This window comes from Candidatus Obscuribacterales bacterium, from assembly GCA_036703605.1.
Lineage (GTDB): Bacteria > Cyanobacteriota > Cyanobacteriia > RECH01 > RECH01 > RECH01.
Window position 1 is genome coordinate 1 of sequence record DATNRH010001176.1, and the last position, 1,388, is coordinate 1,388.

Annotated in this window: 1 rRNA gene; it reads right to left on the reverse strand. The window is 54.6% G+C overall.

Annotated elements, in window-relative coordinates:
* Window positions 1-1,305, reverse strand: a 23S ribosomal RNA gene (locus tag V6D20_24350); the annotation flags it as partial.
* Window positions 1,306-1,388: the final 83 nt, after the last annotated feature.

Below are 1,388 nucleotides of genomic sequence, written 5' to 3' on the forward strand. Positions count from 1 at the left end.
AGAATGCTCTCCTACCAAACCACGAGGCGAACCCCGCGGAGTTCACAGCTTCGGTACGACGCTTGAGCCCCGTTGAATTGTCGGTGCCGGACCGCTTGACCAGTGAGCTATTACGCTTTCTTTAAAGGGTGGCTGCTTCTAAGCCAACCTCCTGGCTGTCTGGGCGTCTCCACATCCTTTTCCACTTAGCACAGATTTTGGGACCTTAGCTGGCGGTCTGGGTTGTTTCCCTCTCGACAATGAGGCTTATCCCCCACTGTCTGACTCCTGCGCATTGCATCACTGGCATTCGAAGTTTGGTTGGATTCAGTAACCCGGTAAGGCCCCTAGTCCATCCAGTTCTCTACCACCGCTAACGATCATGTGAGGCTAGCCCTAAAGCTATTTCGGGGAGAACGAGCAATAACTGGGTTTGATTAGCCTTTCACCCCTACGCCCAGCTCATCCAAGCTGTTTTCAACCAACATTGGTTCGGGCCTCCACGCACTGTTACGTGCGTTTCACCCTGGCCAGGCGTAGATCACCCAGCTTCGCGTCTAATCCCAGCAACTAGTCGCCCTATTCGGACTCGCTTTCGCTTCGGCTCGCTTAACGCTTAACCTTGCTGCTGAGATTAACTAGCCGGCTCATTATGCAAAAGGCACGCGGTCGGGCATTGCCTCCCATTGCTGGGTGGCCATAGCCCTTCCACTGCTTGTAGACATACGGTTTCAGGTACTATTTCACTCTCCTCTCGGAGTTCTTTTCACCTTTCCCTCACGGTACTTGTTCACTATCGGTCGTCGATGAGTATTTAGCCTTGGGAGATGGTCCTCCCGGATTCCCACAGGGTTCCACGTGTCCCGTGGTACTTGGGAAACGGCCAGGAGCCTGATCAGCTTTCGTCTACGGGGCTGTTACCCTGTATCGCCGACCTTTCCAGATCGTTTGACTAGCCGCCAGGTTTGTAACTCCTTGGCCCTTCCGTAACAGAGCCAGGCCGTTCCCGCTACCCCTCTGGCGCAACGCTTACGGGCTTGACACGCCAGAGGTTTGGGCTGTTCCCTGTTCGCTCGCCGCTACTGGGGGAATCGCATTTGCTTTCTCTTCCTGGGGGTACTGAGATGGTTCACTTCCCCCCGTTACCCTCTCACTCCCTATGGATTCAGGAGTGGATTCCCGGACGTTACTCCGGGCTGGTTACCCTATTCGGAGATCCCCGGATCATAGCTTGCGTGCAGCTCCCCGGGGCTTATCGCAGCTTGCTGCGTCCTTCATCGTCTTCCTGCGCCAAGGCATCCACCGTACGCCCTTAGTAGCTTGACCACAGAATTCGATATTCGTGAGTGCTACTCAGACGATTGTAGCTTACGCATTTCTACCCATACGATTCGATTGTCAAAGAGCTG